The 23160-nt window shown below is 46.9% G+C and carries 26 protein-coding genes; 8 read left to right on the forward strand and 18 right to left on the reverse strand.

The window, feature by feature from the left end:
• Positions 1-59: 59 nt before the first annotated feature.
• Together EIZ37_RS11975 and EIZ37_RS11980 are read right to left on the reverse strand one after the other, a co-directional pair.
• Entirely contained in the window at positions 60-1418 is a 1359-nt protein-coding gene (locus tag EIZ37_RS11975) for a Na+/H+ antiporter NhaC family protein (RefSeq protein WP_134684851.1), read from the reverse strand.
• Positions 1419-1580: 162 nt separating this feature from the next.
• Positions 1581-2438 (reverse strand): glycosyltransferase, encoded by an 858-nt coding sequence (locus EIZ37_RS11980; RefSeq protein WP_134684852.1) that lies wholly within the window; start codon positions 2436-2438, stop codon positions 1581-1583.
• A gap of 211 nt (positions 2439-2649) precedes the next feature.
• Here EIZ37_RS11980 and EIZ37_RS11985 point away from each other — a divergent pair, with 211 nt between their 5' ends.
• A complete protein-coding gene (locus tag EIZ37_RS11985; protein WP_134684853.1) occupies positions 2650-3015 on the forward strand; it encodes a PAS domain-containing protein in 366 nt (121 codons plus the stop codon).
• On the opposite strand, the gene EIZ37_RS11990 is transcribed toward EIZ37_RS11985, so the two are convergent.
• The gene (locus EIZ37_RS11990; RefSeq protein WP_134684854.1) at positions 2990-3457 is read right to left on the reverse strand and encodes an efflux RND transporter periplasmic adaptor subunit; all 468 of its coding nucleotides are present in this window, start codon (positions 3455-3457) and stop codon (positions 2990-2992) included. The two genes, EIZ37_RS11985 and EIZ37_RS11990, sit on opposite strands and share 26 nt — an antisense overlap.
• Between EIZ37_RS11990 and EIZ37_RS11995 the strand changes: the two genes are divergently transcribed.
• On the forward strand, positions 3438-3689 hold the full coding sequence (locus EIZ37_RS11995) for a DUF3231 family protein (RefSeq protein WP_134684855.1): 252 nt from the start codon (positions 3438-3440) through the stop codon (positions 3687-3689). The two genes, EIZ37_RS11990 and EIZ37_RS11995, sit on opposite strands and share 20 nt — an antisense overlap.
• A 54-nt stretch (positions 3690-3743) precedes the next feature.
• Here EIZ37_RS11995 and EIZ37_RS12000 read toward each other — a convergent pair whose 3' ends face one another.
• From EIZ37_RS12000 to EIZ37_RS12015, 4 genes are all read right to left on the reverse strand, one after another.
• Positions 3744-4403 (reverse strand): FusB/FusC family EF-G-binding protein, encoded by a 660-nt coding sequence (locus tag EIZ37_RS12000; RefSeq protein WP_134684856.1) that lies wholly within the window; start codon positions 4401-4403, stop codon positions 3744-3746.
• 528 nt (positions 4404-4931) lie between these two features.
• Positions 4932-5597, reverse strand: a complete 666-nt coding sequence (locus EIZ37_RS12005; RefSeq protein ID WP_235827975.1) for an LbetaH domain-containing protein — start codon at positions 5595-5597, stop codon at positions 4932-4934.
• 172 nt (positions 5598-5769) lie between these two features.
• Positions 5770-6435 carry a Type 1 glutamine amidotransferase-like domain-containing protein gene (locus tag EIZ37_RS12010; RefSeq protein WP_235827991.1) on the reverse strand — a complete coding sequence of 222 codons (666 nt, stop codon included), beginning with the start codon at positions 6433-6435 and terminating at the stop codon, positions 5770-5772.
• A gap of 44 nt (positions 6436-6479) precedes the next feature.
• Positions 6480-7010: a GNAT family N-acetyltransferase gene (locus tag EIZ37_RS12015; protein WP_134684858.1), complete on the reverse strand. Its 531-nt coding sequence runs from the start codon at positions 7008-7010 to the stop codon at positions 6480-6482.
• 194 nt (positions 7011-7204) lie between these two features.
• On the opposite strand from EIZ37_RS12015, the gene EIZ37_RS12020 reads away from it, so the two are divergent.
• A complete protein-coding gene (locus tag EIZ37_RS12020; protein WP_134685002.1) occupies positions 7205-8533 on the forward strand; it encodes an MATE family efflux transporter in 1329 nt (442 codons plus the stop codon).
• Positions 8534-8601: 68 nt separating this feature from the next.
• Here EIZ37_RS12020 and EIZ37_RS26635 read toward each other — a convergent pair whose 3' ends face one another.
• Positions 8602-9360, reverse strand: coding sequence for a rhodanese-like domain-containing protein (locus EIZ37_RS26635; protein WP_328591353.1), 759 nt, complete (start codon positions 9358-9360; stop codon positions 8602-8604).
• 99 nt (positions 9361-9459) lie between these two features.
• Between EIZ37_RS26635 and EIZ37_RS12035 the strand changes: the two genes are divergently transcribed.
• Positions 9460-9843, forward strand: a complete 384-nt coding sequence (locus EIZ37_RS12035; RefSeq protein ID WP_134684859.1) for a carboxymuconolactone decarboxylase family protein — start codon at positions 9460-9462, stop codon at positions 9841-9843.
• 37 nt (positions 9844-9880) lie between these two features.
• Here the strand turns inward: EIZ37_RS12035 and EIZ37_RS12040 are convergent, their stop codons facing one another.
• The 3 genes from EIZ37_RS12040 to EIZ37_RS25930 all read right to left on the reverse strand — a co-directional run bounded on the left by EIZ37_RS12040 (position 9881) and on the right by EIZ37_RS25930 (position 11826).
• Complete coding sequence (locus EIZ37_RS12040; RefSeq protein ID WP_235827977.1) at positions 9881-10993, reverse strand: hypothetical protein; 1113 nt, start codon at positions 10991-10993, stop codon at positions 9881-9883.
• Complete coding sequence (locus EIZ37_RS12045) at positions 10977-11510, reverse strand: RNA polymerase sigma factor (RefSeq protein WP_134684860.1); 534 nt, start codon at positions 11508-11510, stop codon at positions 10977-10979. Before EIZ37_RS12045 ends, EIZ37_RS12040 begins: the two co-directional genes overlap by 17 nt.
• Before the next feature lie 142 nt (positions 11511-11652).
• Positions 11653-11826: an N-acetyltransferase gene (locus EIZ37_RS25930; RefSeq protein ID WP_167568817.1), complete on the reverse strand. Its 174-nt coding sequence runs from the start codon at positions 11824-11826 to the stop codon at positions 11653-11655.
• Positions 11827-11999: 173 nt separating this feature from the next.
• Between EIZ37_RS25930 and EIZ37_RS12050 the strand changes: the two genes are divergently transcribed.
• On the forward strand, positions 12000-12800 hold the full coding sequence (locus EIZ37_RS12050) for a YncE family protein (protein ID WP_134684861.1): 801 nt from the start codon (positions 12000-12002) through the stop codon (positions 12798-12800).
• Between the two features lie 117 nt (positions 12801-12917).
• Here EIZ37_RS12050 and EIZ37_RS12055 read toward each other — a convergent pair whose 3' ends face one another.
• The 4 genes from EIZ37_RS12055 to EIZ37_RS12070 all read right to left on the reverse strand — a co-directional run bounded on the left by EIZ37_RS12055 (position 12918) and on the right by EIZ37_RS12070 (position 15890).
• A complete protein-coding gene (locus EIZ37_RS12055) occupies positions 12918-13262 on the reverse strand; it encodes a hypothetical protein (RefSeq protein WP_134684862.1) in 345 nt (114 codons plus the stop codon).
• A gap of 14 nt (positions 13263-13276) precedes the next feature.
• Positions 13277-13696, reverse strand: a complete 420-nt coding sequence (locus tag EIZ37_RS12060; protein WP_134684863.1) for a hypothetical protein — start codon at positions 13694-13696, stop codon at positions 13277-13279.
• 104 nt (positions 13697-13800) lie between these two features.
• Positions 13801-14514 carry an AAA family ATPase gene (locus EIZ37_RS12065; RefSeq protein ID WP_134684864.1) on the reverse strand — a complete coding sequence of 238 codons (714 nt, stop codon included), beginning with the start codon at positions 14512-14514 and terminating at the stop codon, positions 13801-13803.
• Positions 14515-14702: 188 nt separating this feature from the next.
• Positions 14703-15890, reverse strand: coding sequence for a DUF2920 family protein (locus EIZ37_RS12070; protein ID WP_167568819.1), 1188 nt, complete (start codon positions 15888-15890; stop codon positions 14703-14705).
• A gap of 180 nt (positions 15891-16070) precedes the next feature.
• Between EIZ37_RS12070 and EIZ37_RS12075 the strand changes: the two genes are divergently transcribed.
• Together EIZ37_RS12075 and EIZ37_RS12080 are read left to right on the forward strand one after the other, a co-directional pair.
• Positions 16071-16622 (forward strand): GNAT family N-acetyltransferase, encoded by a 552-nt coding sequence (locus EIZ37_RS12075; RefSeq protein WP_134684866.1) that lies wholly within the window; start codon positions 16071-16073, stop codon positions 16620-16622.
• A gap of 401 nt (positions 16623-17023) precedes the next feature.
• The gene (locus EIZ37_RS12080; RefSeq protein ID WP_235827979.1) at positions 17024-20089 is read left to right on the forward strand and encodes an ATP-binding protein; all 3066 of its coding nucleotides are present in this window, start codon (positions 17024-17026) and stop codon (positions 20087-20089) included.
• Between the two features lie 9 nt (positions 20090-20098).
• On the opposite strand, the gene EIZ37_RS12085 is transcribed toward EIZ37_RS12080, so the two are convergent.
• From EIZ37_RS12085 to EIZ37_RS12095, 3 genes are all read right to left on the reverse strand, one after another.
• Positions 20099-21241: a response regulator gene (locus EIZ37_RS12085; protein ID WP_134684868.1), complete on the reverse strand. Its 1143-nt coding sequence runs from the start codon at positions 21239-21241 to the stop codon at positions 20099-20101.
• A gap of 200 nt (positions 21242-21441) precedes the next feature.
• Entirely contained in the window at positions 21442-21852 is a 411-nt protein-coding gene (locus EIZ37_RS12090; RefSeq protein ID WP_134684869.1) for a response regulator, read from the reverse strand.
• Between the two features lie 171 nt (positions 21853-22023).
• Positions 22024-22542 carry a DJ-1/PfpI family protein gene (locus tag EIZ37_RS12095; RefSeq protein ID WP_134684870.1) on the reverse strand — a complete coding sequence of 173 codons (519 nt, stop codon included), beginning with the start codon at positions 22540-22542 and terminating at the stop codon, positions 22024-22026.
• Between the two features lie 145 nt (positions 22543-22687).
• Here EIZ37_RS12095 and EIZ37_RS12100 point away from each other — a divergent pair, with 145 nt between their 5' ends.
• A complete protein-coding gene (locus EIZ37_RS12100; RefSeq protein WP_134684871.1) occupies positions 22688-23071 on the forward strand; it encodes a winged helix-turn-helix transcriptional regulator in 384 nt (127 codons plus the stop codon).
• The last annotated feature ends 89 nt before the right edge of the window (positions 23072-23160 follow it).

Consider the following 23160-nt stretch of genomic DNA (forward strand, 5'->3'; position numbering starts at 1 on the left):
AGCTTCCTGCCAATCATTCCCTTTTCTTTGTTTTACTACGGCTGCACAGGGGACTCTTTTCAGGCTGCAGAGGCTGCTTCTTTTTGCATCGGGACAAAATGCTTGGTGAACAGGATTGTGAGAATCGGGAGCAGGATCGGGAACAGCAAATAAGGCAATGATTCCACCGTGGATACCCCCAAAGTCACCGCCATCACCATCGCCAAGCCATTCCATGGAACGAGGACCGGCATGAGCAAAGCAGAGTCGAGCAGCGTGCGTCCCAACAACCAGCTCCCATTGGGCTGCGCGCGATACCGCTCGAGCAGCGTGGCGCCTACCAACAGGATCGGTATGGTCTGATTGCAGCCGATCATGACGACGACCAGCGACAGCAGCACCGTCTTTCCAACCAATGCGGACCTGCTGGCACTCTTCCCCATCAGACGAGTAATGATGGGCTCGACCAGGTTGGCTTTATTCAAGATACCATTCAGAAAGCCTGCAAAAATGATCAGCACCAGGATCTGCAGCACGGCACCGATGCCTTTTCCATGCACCATTTCATCCAGCGCGGTGCCGGAGTGCAAGGCGTACCCGTCCAGAATGGCGCTGAGCAACGAATGGAGATCCACCGAGGGCTGCATAAGCGCACTTCCTGCACTGACAGCGATGCCTCCCATCAAAGCAGTCACTGCTCTCAAACGAAACAAGAACAGCAATAATAGAAAGGCGATCGGAAAAAGCATGGGAAGGGATACATCCAATTGCTCTTTCAGCAATCTTTGGTAAGTCGCGATCATATCGGTCGCTCCGGCATTTCCTCGCAAGGCATCCAACATCAAAAACAAGCATCCGGTAAAGATGACCGCCACCATCGCTGCCACGTTCATGCGGGATGCTGCCTTGGCGCCGCTCAGTTCCACCGTATTCATGGTCAACAGCCTGCTGCTGGAGATCGGCGAAAATCGCTCTCCCACCATCGCTCCCGAGATCAGTGCCCCTGCCACCATTCCCAATGGAACCCCCGCGGCATGCGCGATGCCGATGAGCGGCAGACCAATCGTACTGAGCGTTCCCATCGAGGTACCCAGGATGCTGGATATGGCAGAGGCAAGGAGAAATGAAAGGATCAGGAGGTAGTCCACATTCACGACCGACAACCCGTAGTAAATGAGCGCCGGAATCGTCCCTCCCACCATCAACAGCGGGATTAACAATCCGATCAGAAACAAAATCGACAATACAGGCTTTGTCTGCTGTACACCTGCCCAGCCAAACTGAAACTGTTGCTTGAAGGAATATCCCATCTTTCGCACTGTCACCAGGCTCACAAGAATGGAGAAAGCAACCCCCAGGGAGAGCGGGAGTCCCGCCGCATAGGTAGCGGCAATACCCACAAGCAAAGATGTGATTGGCCACAAACCTTGGATAGCCATGCCAACGAACCCTCTTTTCATGATGCAAGCTGCGTACTCAACTCGATTATGGAGATGCAGCGCTACAACCGTCAACCCTGACCCATTGGAAAAACGCGCCTACGTCCTGATCATCCATGAAAAAAGCGATCCCTCAGGCCAGTGGCCGAGTGGATCGCCGAATCAAAGGATCGCACTTTCTTTATATTGATCAGTCTGTCCAATCACCGAACAGGTCTTGATGATCCTCCTGTCATGCTCCTTCCAGGTATGGGTGCGTTTATTTTTTCTTCGCATGTAGACCATGTTAAAGCGATCGGCCGAAAACATGGTAACTCCTTTTTCTGCGCAATCCTCGCAAAAGTATACGTCTTCGGTTGTTGAAACGTTTCGGTATTGAACTTCTTCGAACACTTTTTTCTTTACGATCTTTTTCCCGCCATCAAAAAATTCGTCACCTTCCAAAAACTTGTATTCCTGCCCAGGGTGACGAATCCCGAGAAGCTGTCTGGATTCCAGATAGATATAGTAAGAGCGTTTGCCAACGATATCCGCATTCGTATAGCGAAAGGCGAGCATCAGATCGGCTAAATATTGGGGGGCATAGTAATCGTCATCATCAAACACAGCAATGTAGTCGTGGACTGCCTTTTTCACCGCAAAGTTTTTGCAGTTCCCCAGTGAGATGCGTTCCGGCAGCTGATATACGGACACGTTCGGATATTTTTCCGCCCTTTTGCGAATTTGCTTCACATCGATCTGGCTGCTGTTCAAGACGAGAATCAGTTCTTTATGTTCCCAAGCTTGCGAATTGTAATTTCGGAAAATGTTTCGGATATAATCCGGCTTATTGGTACAGGTCACGATCGATACATGCTCCTGTGTTTCCGGAGCAAATCTTTCTCGCAGCGCCGTTAGAAAGCTTTTGCTGTATTCTGTGGTTTCCAACAGTTCCGACATCGTTTTCTTGCGATCTTCTTTCGACTGAAAAGGGACCAGCTTCCTGAACAGCTGCTCCATTTCTTCTGTGGCGGATATCATCTGGGGGACCACCTCTGCCTCTATGCTTAGTCTCCTTCATCATATGCGGATGGACGATTGTGGAACCTTGCAAAATGGCAGATGCTGTCCCACCTCCTTCCGAACCATTCTTTTCGTTTATGCAGTAAATAAAAGGGGTAATGGAAATAGAAAGAAATTCCGATAAGCACAGCAGGAGCTGTTGTCCACCATACGCGAAGGAGTTTTCCATGTGAACGGATCAGCAAAAATGAACAGCATCGATGTCTGCCTTTGGTCGATGGATGTTCCCCAGCAGAATGTCTTTCAAATCTCCCCTTCTTGCGAAAGAATTTACGGCTATTCAGAGATCGAATTTATCATTCACCCCAATTTATGGAGAGAATCCATTCACCCGATCGACTTGGAAGCAGTCGAGAAAAGGCAACAAGAATTAATGTGGGGAAAAGCGATTCATCACCAGTATCGGATCATCGATCGAAATGGCAAGATCAAGTGGGTATCCGATTATACCAGACCGTTTTTTGATGAGGATGGGAAACTGGTACGGGTCGACGGTGTCATTATGGATATCAGTTACTTGATGGCTGAGGAGTAATTCGTACAGGCTGGCCTTCCTGCAATTCTTCCGACGGACTGAGGATAACGGTATCTCCCTGCTGCAGGCCGCTTTTGATTTCAATGTTGCGCTCATCCTTGATGCCCGTCTCCACTTTGGCGAGATGGGCCTTGTCTTCTGTTACTTTCCAGACAAAGCTTTCGCCCTGTTGATTATGGGATACGGCATCGTAAGGGATTTGAATGGCCAGCAAAGCCCGCTGATCAATTAGATCCACATCGACATTCACACCTGGAATGAGCTTTTGCGCTGGAGCATCGGTCGACAAGTAAACCGTAATGGTCGCCACCTTGTCTTGACCATTTCCTGACTGATTATGAGCGACAGGGTCCATCCGCACCACTCGGGCCTTCACTTTTTCGGTTCCCAGCGTGCCGCCGGTAATGATGGCGTCTTGACCGATGAAGACCTTGCTAAACAAGGATTCTTTGATCTCGACAGCAATGACCGTTCCGGCTGCAGGAGATATGATTTTTCCGTCTTGTGATTGTTTGATCAATAAGCTAATGAGAAGGGACCTGGCTGCAGATTACAGCCGGATGATGATGGAGATAGCCAAATTTTCCGAGGATGGCGCCAACATCATGATTGACCACGGGTGGTTGGAAAAAATGCCGGGAGCTGTTGAGCGGCGCTCCTTGAAAAATGTATAGGACGCAGCCAAGCCACAAAGAAAGGAGCCGAAAATATCGGCTCCCTTCTTTCTTTTACATCTGTTTCCCTAGTACATTGGCAAGAAAATCTTCCAATTTTTTATAGTCGGTGATATTTTGGTTACATTCCTGGCCATTCATGCACATGTAATTGCCAATCGCTTTGTAATAATCCGGTGACGAATGGGCTGGCCTTGATTTGGTAATGGCCGTGAATAATCCGACCTCTCCCGTCTTGTTGCATAAAAAGCAATAGCTTTTTTTATTGGCAAGAGTGAATTTCCCTTCGATGCCAATCACTTGCCCCTCTTTCGGATAGACCATGAACAATTTGTTCGTAGATACATCCATCCAGCTGAGATAGGTCACAAATCGATAATCGATCGCGGATAAATCAGGGATCTTGAGCTTCTTGTTCTTGGGGAACAGCTTTTTGATCTGTTGATCCGTTATTTGCGGAAATTCACACAGATACGGTTCCAATGAACGCAGATACCTGTGAAAATCTTCGGTTTCCTTGCACGCATAAAGCTGCTCCAACAATTGCTTGTGCGCCCCTGAAGCCTCCGGAAAAAGCTCCATGATTTTGAAAACCGCGCTGTTTCTTACCGATTCCAACACGCTTCGATCGGAAACTGTTCTGCACGCCTGGTGCAGGATACCGGCCTGTTTTTTGATAAAGTTATACTCATGGTTTCTAATAAATGGTCCCATGCTTATTCAGCCCCTTATTTTCATTGGATCTTGCCAAATAAGGTGCAAAGCCGGGATATTAGAAACGCCTACAAGCCTTTTCGGGCGATAGGAAGAAATCACGCCCCATGCAAAGTATCGCCTCTAATTCCCTGGCTTTGCATGAGACGAAGCAATCTGGCAATCGGTAATTGCCATCTTTACCACCCCCTGAAAATCACTATAAAAGATAATTTCCTTAGCCGCAACCAAAATCCAGCCAGTCTCCACCGCTGCGCTTAAGTGAAGCAATCTTGGCGTCGGATGCACGGGACGGCCCATCGCGCTGTTGGCTGCTCGTTCGACTGATCGTGTTGATCAACGTATATCTCGTTTCCTGGGATGGATGAGCAAGGTGATGCGTGGGTTATACGGCACGGAAAAGAATGCCGTTACCGTTGAAAAATCCGGGATTTGGTTCTGATGGAAAGGGGGTGGAGATAACACGAATCTCGTTGTTTTCGAGGAATGCGGAAAAGTGGGTGGATGCAGATGTGAGGGAACGGCTCTCTAACAAGACAGCCCGCACGTGCACTTCTGTTTGCCAAATAGCAAGGAATAAGCCGCGGGAAATTCTTGATTCACGCGCTGTACCTCCCTCGCGAACTCCTCCTCTGTTTTCGGGACGGGAGAGAGACTGTCCGCCTTCTCCTGTGAATCGATGTTTGCGCCCGGCGGCACAAAGCTGTGCGGTCGAAGCACCACACCATTGGTTACCACCGCCCCTGTCGCGATGAAGCTGCCTCGCCCTACCAGCGCATTGTACACAATCGACTTGAAGCCGATGAACACGTCGTCTTCAATCGCACATGGGCCATGGACCAAGCAACCATGTGCACAAGAAACCTGATTTCCGATGAAAATCGAGTACCTTTTCCCGTTCCTTTCCACATATCGGTTTTTTAAGCCGTGAAGAATGACACCGTCCTGCAAATTGGTGTTGCTTCCGATATAAAAAGGACTCCCCTCATCCGCTCGTATGCTGACGAATGGGCCGATATAGCTATTGCTCTCAATGGTGACATCCCCTACCACATACGTAAACGGACTTAAGAACGCTTGGTGATCGATCTTCGGCATTTCCGGGACTGGATTTACCGAGGTGGGCGGATTGTAGCCGATGAAGTAACTGTAAATATTCAATGGCCTGTTTTGATTCCCTGAGCTATTCCACAAAGTCGATTCTCCTTTCATGGAAAAGTAATGCGGTGCCTGTCGCTTCATAATACGTATACGTGGGAAAAACATTTTCATGCTTTACGGCAGTGCAATCGCAGCCCTGTACCCCCAAATATAAAAAAACAGTCTACCTCCTCAAAATAAAGGCATAGACTGTCGGAATTCTTTCCTAAAGCGGAAGAACAAATTCTTCATTTTTGATCGGCTTTACCGTGAAATAATCATCTTCTGTTTTGATAATATGCCCGCTGGCTTTGATTTTTGTTGAGTATACCTTTGCTCTATCATTTTCTACCACCATCATGGTATGGTCTTCCAATCCGATGCCGTTCAGCTTTCGTTCGGACAGTAAGCGATGGAACGCTGTTGCCCGATCCGTGTAGTTGTAATGAGAAATCATGCAGCCATGAATGAGGTTCAATCCTTCTACCAGCACATAGCCTATGTTTTCTTCGTTACTGCCCGCAAGCGTAAACAACGCGTGGGCACCGGCGCTAAAACCCGCGATCATTGCTCCCTTTTCATAAGCTTGCAGCAAAAATGACTTCGCATTGGTTTCATCCAATTTTTTCAATAGGGGAATGGTCCAGCCTCGACCCAGATAGATTAAATCGGCCTGTAATAACAAGTTCTCTTTCCCTGGCTCAAGCAGCTTTACGATGCACCCTTGCGATTCGTAAATCTCCTTAAATTGCCGGTAATTGTCTTCAAAATCATTCGAGGCGTACGGGACAAAGATGACGGTTGGCTCATCCTTCGGAAGAAAGCTCCGTATTTTTTGCTCGATTTCCTTGTCAAAGTCTCCGCCGTTGTACCCTCCGCCTATTGCGATCACTTTTGCCAAATATGCCACTCTCCCATCCGCTTTCAGCGCCGCCCTTATTTTTTATTCCGCAATACCGTAATAAACCCGTCCAGTATCTGATGACTGACCGGAAAGCCTTTCTTTTGATAGAATCGCAGCGCATCGTCATTTCCATTTGATACGTAGATGAACAAATCATCGATTTCTTCATGGGAACGCAGCCATTCCATCGCCTTTTCAAATAAAACGCTCCCGATGCCATGCTGGCGATACCCTTCCCGGATATAAAACTGGGAAAGACAGCCTACGTTCGTCTTTTTCACAGAATCCATGTCAAAGAAGGTGGCAAACTCGTTCGCATACGTCTCCTTGGGAGCAATAGTGCTGTACACATAGCCCACGATTTCATCCCCGTCTTTGACCGCGACGATATGGTTGGCACTGGCGCTTCGGACCGAGGGGACCATTCGCGTTTCAAAGCTCATGCCGTCAAACAGCTCCGGACGAATCGCTGCCTTCGATTTTTGATAAGCCATCAATTCATTGCATAAATCCTTCAGGCACGCAATACGATCTTCCGATATCACTTCGTACTGGATGTTCATCTGTGTCCGCTTCCTCCTCATGGCCGTGCCCGCTTCATTTTCAAAGAGTCTTTGCCTATTGTAACAATTTTCTGTTTGCAACGTCATTATCTACTGTCGGGGAAATAGAAAAATAAACATGAAAAGGGTTGTGAGAAGTGGAATCAGCTCAAGAACTGAAAAAGAAAGGTGCGGACGCTCCGGTATGGCGCGCGATGTTTCTCTTTCTCATCCCGCTGTTACTTAGCAATGCACTGCAATCCATCGGTCAATTTGTTAGCAGCATCGTGGTCGGTCGTTGGCTTGGAGTCGACGCCCTCGCTGCCATCTCGTCCTTCTTTCCATTGTTTTTTCTCTTGATTTCGTTCATGATCGGGATCGGTTCAGGCAGTTCCATCTTGATCGGTCAGGCCCATGGCGCCCGAAATGAGGAGCGCTTAAAAGCGATTGTCGGTACGACCCTGACCTTTACCTTCTTTTTGGGGGTAGCGGTCTCGTTGATTGGCGGGATCTTCACCTGGGATATCATGAAGCTCATGGGCACACCGGAAAATATCCTCGCAGTGAGTGTTCATTATGCGCGCATCTTGTTTTGGAGCCTGCCTGTGTTGTTTTTATATATCGCCTACACCACGTTTATCCGTGGAATCGGGGATTCGAAGACACCGTTTTACTCCCTCCTTGTCAGTACCGTACTGAATCTCGCATTGCTGCCGTTTCTGGTTTTTGGCTGGCTGGGTCTTCCGCGCTTGGATGTGTACGGAGCCGCCTATGCTTCCGTGATATCGACCATCCTGACATTTATCATTACCTTGGTTTACCTAAGCAAAACAAAGCATACGCTCCAATTCGACGCATCTGTTCGCAAGCATCTGCGGATGGATTGGAAATTGTTGAAGCTCCTGCTTCGCCTCGGCATTCCGTCCAGCATCAATATGATCCTCGTCTCGCTGGCGGAGATCGTCTTGATCGCCATGGTGAATCGGTATGGCTCTGACGCTACCGCAGCTTATGGTGCCGTGAATCAGGTAGTCAGCTACGTTTCCATGCCTGCCGTGAGTCTGGGTATGGCTGTCTCGATCTTCGCTGCACAATCGATCGGAGCCAAGCAGCTGGATCGACTGCAGCAGGTGGTCCGTGCCGGCGTCATGCTGAACTATGTCATCGGCGGGATCTTAATCACCTTGATCTATGTGCTCGCGAAACCCATTTTATCCTTGTTCCTCACCAGCCCCCCGACGCTGGCGATTGCCCATAGCCTGTTGATGATCACCCTGTGGAGCTATTTGCTTTTTGGCCATTCCATGATTTTTGGCGCGACCATGCGTGCGAGCGGGACTGTCCTCTGGCCAACCGTCATCAGTGTCATGACAATCTGGTTGGTGGAAGTACCTGTGGCTTACTATCTATCCCATTACTCGAGTCTTGACCTAAAAGGGATATGGATCGGCTACCCGGCGGCCTTTATCGCTGGCTTACTCCTGCAATATGGTTACTATCGATTGGCTTGGAAGAAGAAAAAGATCACAAGCCTTGTCCAATAAGGATGAATATGGAGAGGGGGAAAAGCTTGATCCAATCGGATGCAGCTTTTCCCCCTTTTTTGTCGTCACTACTTCGAGGCGATGTAATTCTTCCAAGCGGTGATGCCACCCTCCAACACAACAACCTTGTATTGCCTTTCGGATAGAACGGCCGCACACTTGGCCGCCGAATTCCCTGTTGTGCAGGTGACGATGATTTCTTTTTCTTTTGGCAAAGCTGCGATAGACGATTCGCCTTTTTCCACCAGGTCAAAAATCTCCGTTTTGTTGATGTTGCGGCTCTCTACCGTAGCGCCCTCGATATGATAGTCGTTGTATTTTTCCTCCGCTCTTACATCCAGCAGCGTCACCTGTTCCTGATTCTTCATTTTTTCATAGAGCTCTTCCGGTGTAATCTTTTTGACTGTCAAAGTGATCGATAGCCTCCCTACGCCTGATTTTTTGTCAGCTTGTTTTCCTGCCTCTTCCTCTAAACGTTTGTAGAGGATGATTTTCTCCTTGATTTTATGCAGATTTTGCTCCAGCGCTTTGATTTGCGTGGTTACCTTTTCATGATGGGCCTCTAGCAATTGGCGTCTCGGATTCAGGGTTGACGCGCCTTGGCTGCGCAAATCGGAATAATATTTCATTTCGCTGATGGTCATGCCCAAATCGCGCAAACAGAGCAAAAAATCAATCCAGGACAAATCCGCCTCGGAATATTGGCGATATCCATGCTCGTTGCGGGCCACGCCTTCCAGCAGCCCCATCTTTTCATAGTAGCGCAAAGTGTGAACACTTAGGCCGGTGACATTGGCTATTTGTTGGATCGTCAGAGGTTTTTCCATATTTTTATCCTACCACAGAAAAAGGGGTTGCTCTAGAGTGCGCTCTAGGGTGTAGTATTTTTTCAAGATTTTCCACATTGATTGAAGGAGTCGAGAAAGATGAAAAATGATCGCTATGAACGTGGATGGGAAAAGCTGATGGAAGTGGACGGGGAAGGCGGCCAGCGCGTCATCGAGTCGCTCAAAGACATTGCCCCGGACTTGGGCCGGTATGTCGTTGAGTTTGGCTTTGGAGATATTTACTCCCGGGAAGGATTGGATTTGAAGCAGCGGCAGCTAGTCACGATTGCCTCGCTGACCACCTTGGGCGGATGCGAACCGCAGCTGACGGTACATATCAATGCAGCGCTCAATGTGGGCTTGTCTCCAAAGGAAATCGTGGAGGCGATCATGCATTGCAGCCCTTATACCGGGTTTCCGCGCGTGTTGAATGCGATGTTTGTGGCAAAACGGATATTTGCAGAGCGAGAGATCATCGGGTAAAAAAAGAGGGGTACATCGCCCCTCTTTTTCCACTGCTTTAAATTTTTTCAATGCTGATGCTGTATACATTTCCAATGTTCAAATCGAAAATACTGACGGTAATTGTTGGGCTGCCCTCACGTTTTAGCAAATAGCCTCCCCAACTCCTTCCTCCATAAGCCTTATATCCGGTTGTATCGATTCCAAAGATGCTTTTGACAAGCGGTTTTGTCACAGGAATCACTTCATCGATTGATTTTATTTTATACAGATCGGTTACATATTGTACTTTATATATCTTGTTCGTTTTGGCGTCGATTTCAACAGCATATTTGTCATAATCTACCTCATTTCTCTCCGTGTTGGAGAGCCTCCACACTGCTTCTCGCCCACGCAAATAGGATGATTTTTCTGCATGGGTAAAGGAGAAACCTGTTTTATTCGATACTAGCGACAACGCTTGTTGCGCTTTGGCCACAGCCTTTATATCCACATCATCCGGACGGAAATATAAGTGGAAATCATCGACCTTATTAGTTTTCAGATCGACTCTGACAAACTGACGATCGTCTACCTGAAAAGATACGGAAGATTTTTCACTGTCTTTATAGAAATAGACCGTTTGAAAAAGTAGATGTGGGTTTGCTTCTTGTGATGCCTTCCGTGCCGTTTGTTCATATTTTTGATAGCTATCCGGCAGCTCATTGAACGCAATCGTCGCAGCGACTGTTCGAACCTCGGTCGTATTTGGTTTAAACGATACCAATGCCTCACGATTTTTTGTCTGGACAACAAAGTAGTCCGCATCTTCCTCCGTCTCTACAAAATGAAAGTCCTTTTGAATGCCGAGCGCTTTGATTGCCTTTTGAGCCGCTGTTATATATTTTTGCTCGATGAGAGGATGGCCTTCCTGTTCGATGGCTGCTTGGCTTGCCTCTGTTTTCACCGGGGGAGTGAATGGCTTCAACCAGATAAACGCAAATAACACGGCGCATGTGATGAGCCCGTTGGTGACCCATCCCACATATCTTTTCCCTTGTTCTAGCTTTTGCATTTGTTTCCGTTTTTTACGTATGTTTTTGATAATCACTTGCTTTCGCTCCCATGGTAAGATTGGATCCGGGAAATCTTTCAGCTCTTCCCAGGTCGACTGTTCATCGTGTGACCGCATCTGTTATCACCTCCGAAACGGGAACATTCCAATGGTTTTTCACTGCTTTGAGCGCCCTGTGCAGCGTGATATTCACTTTCGATTCGCTCCATCCCAACACCTCCGCAGTCTCCTTGCTGGATAAGCCCTTGATCCCCCGCAAAATCAGCACGTCTCTGTAAGAGCTCTTCAACTGATTGATGATGTCATAAAGCAGGCGTTTATCCTCGCTCAATTCCAACGACTCTTCCGGTGTTTTTTCGGGGGAGACCAGATGCTGCAGGAAGATGTCCGGCAGCCAGCGAAGCAGCTTTGCTTTCCGCCTTTCATCAATGGCCACATGGCGGGCTATCGCAAACAACCACGTTTTTGGATGCTGAACCTCTGTATACTGGATCGCCTTCAGAGCACGAATGAAGGTCTCCTGCACGAGATCGTCGATATCCGTCCGCCCCGTATAATAGACCAGAAAGCGATAGACATCATCGCTGTAAGTGAGGAACCACTGCTCAATACGCGCTCCGGTATGTTCAATCAATTGTGTTCCACCTCCTCGACACTCTATAGACGGAGAAGCATGCGAATATCTTTCACTTTTCCAATAGATATTTTTCCGGCCATACAAAAACAGACACCAGCTAAAAGTTTCCGGTGTCTGTTTTTTATGCGAGCTGTATGGACTACGCGGAAGAGACCGGGAGCATGAGAATCCGCTCATCCCCCATAAACCCTCCGGTGTCAACAAAGCCGACGCTGCGGTACAACTGATATGCAGTCACGTTATCCGGATATACCTGTAAGGCTAGTGCTTCCAGCCAATTGTCTCTGTTGACCACTTTCAGAGTAACGTTCAAAGATTTGCCTCCAGTCCAGCAAGAAAATTCCATTTCCTCACCTACTGTCTGCTCAACAGGTGCGGACTGAAATAGACTCCCGTGTATTACCGAATTTAGGTAAATATCTAGTCCTCTATAAATGTTTGTGCGTATGATGGGAGGGAATGATTGCCAAGAGGGGTGTTTGACAGATGGGATACTCGGCTAGAAAAAACAAACGGTATCGGAAAAAAGCAATTGCCTCCTGGAAATGGAAGAAGAAAAAACGCGGTCAAATGGCAAAAAAGACTGTCATCCATAAATCTTTTCTTCAGACTAAAAGAGCGAAAGTCGCCCGTCTTTCAGGGCACAGCGGACCTCAAGGCATTTCAGGACCTTCCGTAATCAGTCCTGAATTCATCAGCTTTCAAAATCTCCGTACCCACCTGCTAAACTGTACAGGACAAATCATTGCAATCACCATTAAGGGAGATTCTAGTCCGATTCAAGGTCGTTTGACTGAAGTGGAAGAAGGGGTGCTCATCTTAGACCAATCTCGAGTATTTCCTATCTCCGCTGTAACTTCTTTTGCCCCCATTTTTACTGCTTATCTCATAAACTCTGGTGACAATTTGATGTTGGCAGATAACACCACATCCAAAATCAGTACAGAGACGAATCCGGAAATGGCGGAGCTCACCCCGGTTGGAAACGACCCCGTCGAGATTGCGAACACTCCGGATGATTCACCGGCTTCTGTAACAAACCTTGCTGATAATCGTATTTCAGAGATCGGCACTATGACGAATCCCGAAATCCTTCCGCATATTCCCGCTGAAAACAGTCATTTTGGCATGGAAAACCCTCCAGATCGGCCACGGGCTACAGTCATCAATTTATTTGATGCCAATGAAGTTATCCATACCGCGACCAACACCATGAGTGATGAGCCCCTCCCTGTTGGAGATGGGCCGATGCGGATCGCGATCCCTCCGAACTTCATCTTGCTCTAACCATCTTATGCATTTTTATGCGGAAGGCATAAAGGAAAAAAACAGAGGGAAGCTGAGCGAGCAATGAAAATAGCCGGAAACCCTCGGATAACTGGGTTCCCGGCTATGTCTGCACCACTACCAGCTTGTGCGTGGTCTTTGGATGAAGTCCGTTTCCTTATCGATGTCGTTCATCATGTCTTTGATGCGATCCAACGCTTGCTGAAGCTGCTTTTGGTGCGAATCGAGTCGATGGGCAATCGAGCGAATTTGTGCCTGGGAAGGAGGATGCGGCTCATTTGAAAGCTCGATCAACTCTTTCTCTAAGGCATCAATCCCGATCAAGCCGTTTCGCAGCATTTCGATGCCAAATTTCGCCTTATCCGCGATGTGATCAATTTTTAAAGCGGTTTCTTTTGCCTGGTTGTTTCCCCATCCAGACATATAATTGGGCTGGCCGACTGGCGGTGTGTAATCACTCATAGAGACAAGCCTCCTTATTTTTGGTACTTATCAGTGATCTCATCGATTTTATTGGTCAACTTGTCAATTTCATCAGTCAAGCTGTCGATTTCGTTGGTCAATTTGTCTACATCTTTGATGTTCTTTTGCACTTCATCGATGTTGCCACTTGCTGCGATCACTTTGGACATCACCTCTTGGGCAATGGACGATACAAGCACCTGCACATGATCAGGAGCATTTTGTCCCACTTGCGCAACGAGTCTGTCGATCAGCGGCTTGATTTGCGACAGGGTGCTTGCCGCATTTGTCAATTCGCGGCCGCAGGAGTTCAGTTCGGAGTCAATTTTATCGGATACACGGTCAATTTTGGATTGTGTAATTTGGTCAATTTCTCTCACTACTTTATCAATATCATTCGCCATTTCACGTACAGCGCCTTTTCCAACTAGCATTTACCTTTTCCCCCAGTATTTTCACAAATTTGTGTATCATTTCTGATTATAAAGGGAAAATTCTTACACATCAATCAAAATGAGACAAATTTCTCCAATTTTTTCTATTCACCATCCTCATGGAACAGTTCATCGAAGACTCTCTGTCGATTTTCAAGAAAACGCCTGGTCACGATATAGTGCATCGTATCTTCGTAGCGAATTTCCTGGATGGGCTGCTCATCAAAATTCAATATTTGCGCGCCGGGATAACCGAGCAGGATCGGAGAATGGGTGGCAATGATGAACTGGGCATCCTTCTCCAGCTCCTTGATGATCCGCAGCAACGCCAATTGCCTGGCTGGTGAGAGGGCCGCCTCTGGCTCATCCAAAAGGTAGATCGCCTTTTTCCCAAAGCGGTGACGAAAAAGCGACAAAAAGGCTTCCCCATGTGATTGTTTATGAAGGGACCGGCCGCCATAGTACCCCAGACTTTCTGGCATCGTATCCAGATGGGAGGCAAAGTGGTAAAAGGTTTCCGCCCTCAGAAAAAAACCATTCGTGATCTTGGGCATCCAGGAAAGCCGAATATGGTCACCCAAGCTGGAATGGGAGGCGTCTACTTCATAGAGGTTGTTTTTGCTGCCACCCGCAGTGTTAAATTCGCACTGGTACGCGATCGCTTCCAGTAACGTTGACTTCCCCGAGCCGTTTTCTCCTACCAAGAATGTCACATTTGTCTTAAACTCAAGGGTTTCCAAATGCTTGATGGACGGGATGCTGAATGGATATTTTTCGGTTGCGGGTTTATGAATGATCTCAAGACTGCGTAGGAACATTTGATCATCCCCATGGTATGCTGTTTGATGCTTCTACATATACAACGTGAAAGTGGTTCGGATGGTTACGGTTTCAATAAAAGAAAGGCTTTTATGGCGCTGTTAGCCCTGACATAAAAATGAGGGAAAGCGTTGAGATAACAGGGTTTTCCCGTTCTCGCAACACTTCCCCTTCCTTTATACAAAATTTACCTGGCTACTATCTCCACTTTCACCTCATAATCTCGAGAGAAAGATACATGGTATATTTTCTTGCCGCAATCAAAGTGATACTCATTTCCTTCCTCAAAATCGGTAGAGTCACTTTCTCTTAATAGCTTTTGGTTATCTAATGAATATACACGGTCGAATAAGCCCCTGAGAGAAGCCCCCATGCCATGACTCATGTTTTTGAAAATAACGCCATCCAAATCGCTCTCCGTAACCTTTTTAAAGTAGACAGGGTTATACTTCTCCAATATTTTCACCACTTCTTCTTTATCAGAGGTGGAACATACCTTATCATTTTCCGCATGAAAAATGAAGTAGGCAGTTTCTGAAGGCACTCTATGTTTCTCTTCTAGCAAACTTCTAATGGAACGACAGCTATCGGAAAAATAATAAGGGTCAGACTCATTTAAAAGTGTCCAAGGCTCTTGTGAAACTCCGCGGATCGTCACATTCGCATCGCGATATACTTCTGAACCGGTATTGAAATCTTTACAACATAGATTATGTATGCTCGCTTTTGAATAGCCCGAGTTATCAATCACAACTGAGAACGTGTGAGGGGCCAATTTTCCAAGCAATAAAGCGATATAACCGCCGTATGATGATCCATAAGCAATCAGTTTCTTTTTATTAACTTCTGGGTACTTTTTGAGAATCTCACCAAGCACAACCAGATAATCAAGGGCAGGTAAAAAACCAAACGATTGATATTCTCCTTTTAGATGATAACGTGTATACATTTTCGGTTTATCTTCAGAGAAAATCTTGATCCCCAACCTAGTCAAATGAGCTGCAAGGATTGAAAGAGTCTGATTGCTAATTGTCCCATTTTCGGTAAGGAAATCGGTAAAAGGAATACCGTATTTTCCTTGTAATAAGGCTAAAAATGCTGGGTCAAAATCGACCGATGCTACTGTTCTGTCCATTCCAAAGTAATGCACACCTGCAACGATGCAATTATACTTATCTGCTAAGTATGGTCTCAGCTTTTCCGCTTGGTAGACGGAATCTGGAGAGTCGCCAAAAGGGGTGATAAATAGTATGACTCCCGTCTCTGGATTGATCCCTTCCGTCGGACAAGTCAACACATATTCCAAGCTATCTCTTCGATAACCGAGCTCGACATCCGGATGAGCTTCTGCAATAAATCGATACTGTTCTGCCATGATATTCTCCATTTTTTAGTATTTTCTTTCTGTCATCGTAATGATCTATGATAAAATTTTGACTGTCAAGAATTGTATGAGCCAAATGCTTTCGATCTTCCCCAAGAACGCCAATATTCCAGAATGGTGCAGCAGCCGATTCTATTCCTTTAGAAAAATATATGTTGAGGGGGCAACCTGATGTTATCGGGGAAAAACGTTATTCTTAGATTGATCCAAGACGATGATTTGCCTGAAATGCTGAGTTTGATGAATGACCTTAGCCACAGAGGGGATTATCTGGGAGCCGAGCTGCATCATGAAACCAAGATACAAAAGGTGTACGCTGATGCAGGATATTGGGAAAATGATTTTGGTCGAATGCTCATCACCGATAAATCCGGCCGTATATTAGGGGCCATTACGTTCTTCAAAGGAGTCGGTGACAGCGAAGGCTTTGAAATAGGCTTCCAGATTTACAAGAAAGAAGATCGCGGGAAAGGTTATGCTACGGAAGCACTCAAACTGTTTTCTGCCTACCTGTTTGAACTAAAACCGATCCAAAGGCTTCAAATCTGTACCGCAAAAGATAATGCAGCAGCGCGAAGAATTGCTGAAAAATGTGGGTTTATCTATGAAGGAACGATGAGAAGAGCCTTCTTCGCAAGAGGGAAGTATCATGATTTGGATTTTTTGTCTATGTTGAGAGAAGAGTGTGCTTCTCTGTCGGATGTCTTGACTGCAGAACGATAAATTATCCTAGGCGAGCCCGAAAATTGATAACAACCCAACCTAACTCAAAAGGGGCATAGTGTTTATTCGCCTAGCCCCCTCTTCCATTCAAATCCTCTATTAAAAACAATCTTAGCGACTTAAAACCATCTTCTCTGCTTTTTTGTCCTTTTTCATTTCAATATTTTCATCAATGTATTCTGACCAAGATTCAAGTATAATTCTTGGTTCTGATTCAATAATATCTTTCACTTTCTCCAAATCACCTTGTCAGCAATGCAACTTCGGAAAATGTTGAGTCAAGGAATCGAGAGCTACAGTAGCTAATTCCACTCTGCTTCGGGACTGAAAAGCGGAGTTTTTGGTGGTTTATTCTTGGAAAAGGAATTTCAGATAGATTACCGAATAGGTAAATTATGCTAATGAAAAAGAAAACAGTCCTAATCGTCCTACTATTTTTAATTGCCATTACCGGCATCCGCCTTTCGGTGCTCAGCATGCAAAAACCGATCAACCAGCCTTTCGCTGTAAACGGCAAATTGGACCTGCGCGGTTTTTCCATTCCTGAAAAAGGCGTATTGAGGCTCAACGGGGAATGGGAGTTCTTTCCTTCCCAACTGGTGAAACCGGACAGCGCCACGATCACCTCCATCGCGAAAAGAACGCATATACAGGTTCCTGGTCCATGGGAGGGACAATTTCCAGAGAACGACGATCAGACTTTTCGCTATGGAACGTATCGATTGCAAATCATCCTGGATAAAGCCGCAGAGCAGACCTTGCAATTGAAAATCAGTGAAATTCGAACCGCTTCTGCTGTGTATGTCAACGGTCATTTGGTGGAGGGGGCCGGACAGCCATCGGAACAAGAGGCACGGCACCTGGCCAAGAATGTCCCTTACACCGTCCTCATTCAGCCCGGCAGCAATGTTATCGAATTGATGATTCAAGTGTCCAATCATGCTGGCAATGGCGGAATTACTCAACCCATTTATTTTGGATCGCTGGAAGCGGTCAATCGACACGCCTCGCTTTCGATGGGCCTACAGCTTTTGTTGAGCATTGTATTTTTCGTCCATGCCGCGTACGCCATCATGCTGTATTTCCTAGGAGCTGCGAATAGAGGCTTGCTCTATTTTTCCTTGTTGATCCTCTGCGCGATTGTCAGTGTCTTGACAGTCGATGACAAATTGCTGTTGATTTGGTTCGATTTTCCGTATGGGATTACCGTGAAGATCGCCATTTTATCTTATATTGGCGTTGCATCGTTTTTACCGCCGTTTCTTTATTACCTGTTTCCTGCCTATGGTAACTTGAAGGTGATCAGATGGTTCGGAGCCGTTTGCCTGGCATACGCCGCTCTCGTCTTTTTTGCACCGTCTGCATACGTGGTTTATACGGCTCTTCAGTTCCTCGGACTGTACTTGCTTGCTTCCCTCATCATCTCAGGCTATATTCTGCAATCCGCTTTCAGAAAGGAAAAGGACGTCATTTACTTGCTCCTCGCCTGTACCAGTCTGGCCGTCAACATCATCTGGACCAGTCTGGAAAAGCGACTTGGCTTTGAAATGATGCACTACCCGTTTGATTTGATCATCACCATTTTCTGCTTTGCCGGATTCTGGTTCAAACGCTTTTTTCGGGCGAACACGCAAGCGACCCAGCTTGCTGAAAAGCTGCAGCTCGCCGATAAGCAAAAGGATGATTTTCTGGTCAATACATCGCATGAGCTGCGCAACCCTCTGCACGGCATCATCAACATTACACAGAGCGTTTTAGATGACAGAACCAACCCGGTAACGGAAGAGCATCGAAACAGACTGGAGATCCAGATTGCTGTAGCGAGAAGAATGGCCTTGATGCTGGATGATCTGTTGGATGTCACGCGACTGAAGGAAAAAACCGTCCGTTTGCAAATCAGAAGCATCCGACTGCAGTCCGTTGTTACCGGGATCCTGGAAATGCTCCGATTCATGCTTGACGGCAAACCGCTTCAATTGCATGTCGACATCGCGGAGCATTTCCCCACAGTCAAGGCCGATGAGAACAGACTGATCCAAATCATGTTCAATCTGCTGCATAATGCGATCAAATTCACGGACAAAGGGCATATCACCATTCGGGCCACTGTCGAAAATCAAATGGCCCACATTCATGTGGCAGATACGGGCATTGGCATGGATGAAGAAACCCAGCAGCGGATCTTTTTCCCTTACGAACAAGGTCATTCCGAATTGACAACGGCTGTGGGAGGATTTGGGCTCGGACTTAGCATCTGCAAGCAATTGGTCGAGCTGCACGGCGGATCCATCAGCGTGATGTCTTCACCCGGAGAAGGCACTGTGTTCACCTTTACACTGCCTCTCTCCGCAGAAGATGCACTCCCAGCCGAAGCAGAACTATTCTCTGTCCGCAGTTATGATGAATCCGCGGCAACGTCATCATTGGTACCCGACGATATGATCGCTGCGAGCACCGTCGTGGAGACGAATAAGCCGACTCTATTAATCGTAGATGATGACCCGCTAAACCTGAAAATCTTGGTCGATATCCTGGGTACCGCCCAATACAACATCTCGACTGCGACCAGCGCTTCGGAAGCGCTAAGAAAGCTGGAGTCCGGCCCATATGACCTGATCGTTTCAGACGTGATGATGCCTCATATATCCGGTTATGAATTGACCCGCATGATTCGCGAGAGATACTCCCTTTCCGAACTTCCGATCGTGCTGTTAACAGCACGGAATCGTCCCGAGGATATTTTGGTAGGGTTTCAATCCGGCGCCAATGACTATGTGACCAAGCCGGTGGATTCGATGGAACTGCGGTCACGCGTACGTGCCTTAACCGCTCTGAAGCTTTCGATCGAAGAACAGCTTCGTATCGAAGCCGCCTTCTTGCAAGCCCAGATACAGCCGCATTTTCTCTTTAATACGTTAAATTCGATCGCCTCCCTCGGGACGATGGATACGCCCCGGATGCTGGCCTTGCTGGAGGAATTCAGCAAGTACTTGCGCATTAGTTTCGATTTTCAAAATGCTGAGCGCGTGATCCCCCTTGAACGTGAGTTAACGCTGGTACGATCGTATCTTTATATTGAGAAAGAGCGACATGGTGAACGAATCGAGGTACTCTGGAATCTTGCCCCACGCATCTCTATTCCGTTGCCGCCCCTTTCCATACAGACCCTGGTGGAAAATGCGCTGCACCACGGAATCCTGAACCGCACCTCAGGGGGAAGGATTGAAATTCAGATCACAGACATCGGGAACTCGATCGAAGTCTGTATTCGTGATAATGGTGTTGGCATGAGCGAGGAGAAACAAAAGCAAGTGTTCGAGAAGCTGGCGGGTGCAGCCGGAACCTCTGGCATTGGCTTGCGCAATACGGACAGGCGCCTCAAGCAGCTATACGGCACAGGATTGCGCATTGAGAGCGTCCTTGGTCAAGGCACTGCAGTCGCCTTTCAGATTCCAAAAAAGGAATGAGCACATGGCTCATTCCTTTTTTTCCTGCTTCCATTTGAGGTACCAATCGGTAATCGTTTGACTCGGTTGCTCGTCCAATTCTTTTTCCAGAACGGTCGTCAATATTTGATATTGACGATGCACCGATTGGTCATTGCTCAGCATGGCATAAAGTTTCATCAGTTCAAAATGCGCCTCTTCCGCTTGCGGATAACGATTGCATACTTCCATATACTTCCCGATCGCCTGATCTGCTTGACCACTCTCCAGGTAAAAATGTGCGATTTGAAAGGAAGAACGCTGCCAGATCATTTTCAGGCGTTGGCGCTCGCTTTCCGCCCACCAGTACTCATATTCCTGCAGGTAATCCCCCGTATATGCTGCCAAGAGCTTTTCATACTCATCGACGGTTTCTTCGGAAAGAGGTGGTAACGCACGGATGTGTTTTTCCCATTCATCCACATCGACCAGGGCATTTTCCAGGTTCAACATATATCCGTCCATGACATTCTGTAACTTGATATGCGGTTCAAAGCGCTGCAGAACTTTACGAATATGATAAACCGCCGTGTACAATTGAGAATACGTCCTGCTCGAATCGGTATCCGGCCAGAGCAGATCGACCATGACGGACTTGCGCACGAGTTGGCCGCGATGTTGGAGCAGATACAGGAACAGCTCCTGTGCGCTGCTGGTTCGCCAACGAAGCAGGGACGATTGCTGATCTTCCACTTCAATCGATAATTGTCGGAGCATGTTTATCTGAATCCGCTGAATCGGTTGAATCGATGCTACTTTTTCCGTCGTCTCACCTTTCACACGATCCATGATTCGCTGCCATGTTTTCAATAATCGTTCTGTTCCGAATGGTTTTAAAAGATAATCAAGTGCATTCAGTTCAAAAGCTTGAACGGCATAATCGTCATGGGCCGTTACAAAAACGATTTGCAGCTTCGGCTTTTTTTCTAATAATTGCTCCGCCAGTTCGATCCCGTTTATTTCCGGCAAATGAATGTCCAGGAAAACGACATCAACATCTTCCTGAAGAATCGCCTCTTTTCCCTCGAAGGGATTCATGTATTTCCCTATAATTTGAGCATGCTCCATGTTTTGAAGCAGTTGTTCCAAGAAATTCAAAGAAAGATACTCATCGTCTATTAGAATGATATTCATTGAATGCCCCTTCTTACCCCCAATATGTCTATCTCTATTAAATATAGTTGAAAACCTTTTTTTGTGTAAGGATTTTCCACCAGTTTTCCTTTTTCATACACAAAAAAGCGGCCTCCCCTTGTGGAATACCGCAGATAGTTGTTCGTGATCGTTTGTTTGCTTCCTTCCCATCAGGAGGGGCGATCGTTCTTTGTTTTTTCCTAATGGCTTTGCAAAGAGAGCATTTGATCACCATGGCTGTGCGCTGCCCTACTTGCCAACAAATGATCGATCAAGTACTCAACCTTTTCTTTTTGCAAAGGCTTGACCATATAATGCTTCGCACCGGCCGTAATGGCGCGGACCACCACGTCCTTTTGCCCCACTACCGTACACATGATGATGTTTGCTTCTGGATCGATTCCTACAATTTTTCTGGTCGCGGTAATCCCATCCATCCCGCGCAAATGAATATCCATCATTACCAGATCCGGGCGGTACACACTGTACATGTGGATTGCTTCTTCTCCGGAAGCCACCTCTGCCAGAACCTTCCATCCCATTTCTTCAAAGATGTTCCTTACCACCGCCCTTGAAAAGGAGTGTTCCTCCACAATCATGACAGTTTTCACAGCACTTCCTCATTTCCATTTCCATATCGCTTTTTTTGGCAACGTCGTCTATCATACAGATCGAATCTGGACAATTTCTGAACAAGAGGGGACTACCGCAGGGGGAGAGAATAGAAAAAGCCTCTGCAGGTTTAGACCATGCAGAGGCTTTGGAGATTTCATACTCAAAAATTAACGCAGTGCATGAACCAGGCTTTTCCCAAACTCGATTGCACCGCTTGGACCATCGCCTGTAATGACGTCGCTGTGTGCCACGACATGCTGTTCCACATAGGTGACATCATTCGCTGCCAATTCATTCTTCTGGAGATCGATCGGATAGCAGGTCGCTTCCCTTCCAGCCAGCAAACCAGTCTTGGCAACAGCGACAGCACCTGCGCAAATACCGGATACAAGCACTTTGTCTTGATGGGCTTGTTTCAGGAAAGCTTGCAACGCTTGATTTGGCCAGAGATGATCATTGGTTCCGGATCCGCCAATGACAGAGATCGCATCAAAATCCGCAGGAGACAGCTCGGAAAAGATCGCGGTTGAGGTTGCCTTGCCTTCATAGTCGCCTGTGATTTCGCCGGTAACGGTGCTTGCAATGGTGACCTCGATTCCTGCTGCTTCCAATTGCTCTTTCGGATGGAATAACTCATCTTCATTGAATCGTTCTGGTGGTATAATGAGAAGTGCTTTTTTGCTCATTGTATATGTTCCTCCCTTATATGCGAAAAGTTTTGCCTGTAAGGCTGAGTTTATTGTAAGGCTTTTGTTCTGATCCGTTAAGAACGCACTTTTATGTGAGAAGGTTACAAAAAGGTAACCTTCTATTCGGAAGGAGATGGTTGCCGTGTCAGAATCATTACGAGAAGAGATTAAACAAAAGATCTTAAATGGTGACTATCATTGTGAAAAGGAGCTCACCTTATCGATTATCAGCGGAAAATGGAAGGTTGTCATTTTGTGGCATCTCGGTGTCGAAGGACCCCACCGTTTTAGCGACCTGCAAAAACTTTTCCCGAAAATTTCCCATAAAATCCTGACCAATCAGCTGCGCGAACTGATGGAGGATGGGATTGTCGATAGAGTCGTTTACCCAGATATCCCCCCTAAGGTTGAATACTCGATGACTGAGCTGGGGATGACTCTATTGCCGATTGTAGAGATGATGTATGAATGGGGAAAAAAGCGGATCGAGATGTTTAAAAAGGAAATGGATGCGGCACAGTCCTAAATCACGAAAAAAAGAGGGGAATCCCCCTCTTTTTTCTTTACGCTCGACAGCGCCAAGCGATTCAAGCAGCAAAAGAAGCGCTCCCCGCC

This window comes from Brevibacillus migulae (genome assembly GCF_004521915.1).
Lineage (GTDB): Bacteria > Bacillota > Bacilli > Brevibacillales > Brevibacillaceae > Brevibacillus_F > Brevibacillus_F migulae.